This window comes from Bacillus sp. JJ634 (genome assembly GCF_036962285.1).
GTDB lineage: Bacteria > Bacillota > Bacilli > Bacillales > DSM-1321 > Peribacillus > Peribacillus asahii_A.
The window spans coordinates 23,720-26,662 of record NZ_JBALMU010000034.1 but is presented as its reverse complement, the minus strand read 5'-3'; the positions used below and the strand labels follow the sequence as shown (position 1 = coordinate 26,662).

4 protein-coding genes are annotated in these 2,943 nt (G+C 37.2%); 3 read left to right on the top strand and 1 reads right to left on the bottom strand.

Annotated features, from left to right (window positions below; all coding sequences use genetic code 11):
- Positions 1-527, top strand: a 527-nt coding sequence (locus V7068_RS06225) for a zinc ribbon domain-containing protein (RefSeq protein ID WP_499711582.1), incomplete at its 5' end; no start/stop codon positions are given.
- A gap of 159 nt (positions 528-686) precedes the next feature.
- Here the strand turns inward: V7068_RS06225 and V7068_RS06220 are convergent.
- Positions 687-1,295, bottom strand: a complete 609-nt coding sequence (locus V7068_RS06220; protein WP_499711581.1) for a LysE/ArgO family amino acid transporter — start codon at positions 1,293-1,295, stop codon at positions 687-689.
- A 433-nt stretch (positions 1,296-1,728) separates the two neighbouring features.
- Between V7068_RS06220 and V7068_RS06215 the strand changes: the two genes are divergently transcribed.
- Both V7068_RS06215 and V7068_RS06210 read left to right on the top strand, forming a co-directional pair.
- Positions 1,729-1,992 carry a hypothetical protein gene (locus V7068_RS06215; RefSeq protein ID WP_499711580.1) on the top strand — a complete coding sequence of 88 codons (264 nt, stop codon included), beginning with the start codon at positions 1,729-1,731 and terminating at the stop codon, positions 1,990-1,992.
- A 281-nt stretch (positions 1,993-2,273) separates the two neighbouring features.
- Positions 2,274-2,943: flavin monoamine oxidase family protein (locus V7068_RS06210; protein WP_499711579.1), on the top strand; the 670-nt coding region annotated here is incomplete at its 3' end.

The following is a 2,943-nucleotide window of genomic DNA, read 5'->3' as shown; positions in this document are numbered from 1 at the left end:
TCAAAGAGTTGGAACATAAAACCACAAAAGAAGTCGTTTCTTTTTTAGTCGAAGAACAAGTCACACATTTCGTGATAGGCCATGCATCAGGCATTGAAAAATGGACAAAGAAGAACGAGAAAAAGAAACAAAAAACGAGTAAAGTCAGAAGACAACAACTGTCGTTGTGGAACCAAGGAAAAGTGAAACAAAAACTCACCTATAAAGCTGCATGGATGGGGATAAAAGTAGAGAAAACAGAAGAAAGTTACAGCTCTCAAGATTGTCCGTTTTGTAACGGACGACATCAAGCGAAAGGAAGACACTTTATTTGTTCTGTTCATAAAACAGAAATCCATCGTGATGTAAATGGAGCACAAAATATTGCCCGTAAAAAACATACGATGGCAGTCCGACCTCTTCATTCGGTCCTATTCAAACAACCGATTTGGTACAAACGCTTTTCGTCTGAAGAAATCAGACAAAAAACGAAACATCCGAAGGATAAACCGAAGAAAGAACCAAGTATCGCCAGTCGAATGGCGTAGTGGCACCGACCTTGCCCTTTTGAAAGACTGTTTTTCTCTCAAAAGTTGCTCGCCCAAGTTTCACCCCTGCATCTTCCTGTGGAAGTTTGTAAGTGGAATGTTTGCGAGAAAGAACCCCACTGGCTTTAGCCGTGGGAGTGGTCAGTGATGCTTGTTTTGTCATAGCAGTTGGCTAACAAGATATATGGCTACTGCCCATATGATGAGCGCTGATACTTTATTAATTATTTTTAAAACTTTCCCTTTTGTATCAAAATGGCCCACGATCTTCCCGCATACAGCAAGGCCTAGAAACCATAGCCATGAGATGACTATACATGCAGCTGTGAATGCTATTTTTTCTAGACCAGTATAGCTGAGAGAACTCGTTCCAATGACACCGATTGTATCAAGAATGGCATGAGGATTCAGCAAGGATACAGACATGGCAAACATAATCTGTTTCTTAGGCGGCATGGCTGTTTCTTTTTGACTTACGTTTGCAGTATCACTATTCCAAATGGACCATCCCATATAAAGAAGAAATACAATCCCGATGGAAAAAATTCCTATCTGTAATACTGGAACTGTTAGTACAATAATAGATACCCCTAAAACTGCTAATAAAATAAGAAAAGTATCGCAAAGTGAGGCGGTGATAATAACCGGAATCGCCCCTCTTAACCTTGATTGAGAAGCCCCTTGGTTAAAGATAAAGATGTTCTGCGCGCCAAGAGGAAGAATTAATCCAAAGGCTAGTATAATTCCATGAAGTAATGCTGATAACATGATGTCCTCCTATTAATATCAAGAAAAGGCCGTAGTATAGAATAAGCTATGTGAATCATTCATATGCTTTTTCAATCCTGTGATTTTCTCACGGTTTATACGGGTTATTTCTCTAATCTTGATCATCCATCAATAGCAAAAATGATTTTCATTTTTTGCTTTAAAGAAAAAGGTTGTTTCGGCATCGTCATAATAATACCTTATTCTTTATATGTAAATAATATTTTTTGAAAATAATAGAACTGTTAATAAGTGTGTAGAATTATTTTGCATTTTTGTATGAAGCTTTTAATCGTGGTAACACCCAGTGATGGCCTTGATATAATTAAATCACTAGCTAACTAGAACTACATTTAAAATGAAAAGAAAAATCAGAACTTGCAACATATGATGTATCGAGAGAAAGAAAAGTTAAAAGGGGGGGATAAAACAAATGAATAACTTCTTTGTAGGTACAATCTTATCGAATGTAGGGTTTCTATTTGTAGGTGCAGTATTATGGTTGTTGATTATCGTTTCAGTCGTTTTGCTTTTATGGGGAGGTCTAAAAAAATCTTGGAAAGGATTTTTCTTTAGCGGACTCGCCATTTTAATTCCAGCCATCATTTTGTCTACTCAAAAAGGTTTCTTTATCTTGTTTTTATTTCTGCCATTACTTGCTTTTGTAATTGCTTATCTTATGAAAACTAGAACGTAAATAATAAAGTTTATGTGAGAATAGTTAGGAGTAATTACAACGTAAAGTAATTAATTCTATTTCTAATGCAGTAAGAAATTTGAAGCTGATGCCGTTAAATCTAATATTATAACTGATAATGATAAAATTGTTATGACTAATCATATTTTTATCAACTACTCCGAAAGCATGCTACTGACTGCAGGAGAGCGTGTGTCATTAATAATGTATAAAAACGTATCAGAATAGGTAAATGAATGATGAAAATGATGTTTCAGCAGAATGTTTTAGGGAGGAATGTTATGAAAGAGGTAGATGTGGTTATTGTGGGTGCCGGGTTTGCGGGGCTTTCTGCTGCATGGGAGCTAACAAAAAGAAAGGTAAATATTGCTGTGATAGAAGCTATGGACCGTGTAGGCGGACGTGTACACAGCTTTCAAACAAAGGATGCTGTAACAGTTGACCTGGGAGCGCAGTGGATCGGACGCTACCAAAGGCGAATAAGAGCTCTTGCTAAAAAATTTAGCTTGCCTCTTGTAAAAACCTATACTAAAGGTAAAACGACGTACAATTTAAGAGGGACGATACAGAAAATAGAAGGGGAACACCCTCCTCTTTCACCTGAAGGTCTTTCTGACTTGTTCCAGCTCAAAGGCAAAATAGAACGCTTGGTAGCAGAATTACCTGAACAAGACATATGGAATTCATCTTTAGCAAAAGAACTAGACACATACAACCTCGATGCATGGATTCAAACTAATATGTTTACAGAGGAAGGAAGAAACTTTTTTCGTTTATTTGCAGAAGTAATGTGTGTAGAGCTTTCTGAACCTTCAGCATTAGATTTTTTATGGTGCGTAAAAACAAGCGGCGGTTTCCAGCATGTCCTGACAGCGGAAGAGGAGTGGTTTTCAGAAGGTGCGTATACACTTGCGTTGAAGATGGCAGATGCAATGAAAGATCATATATATG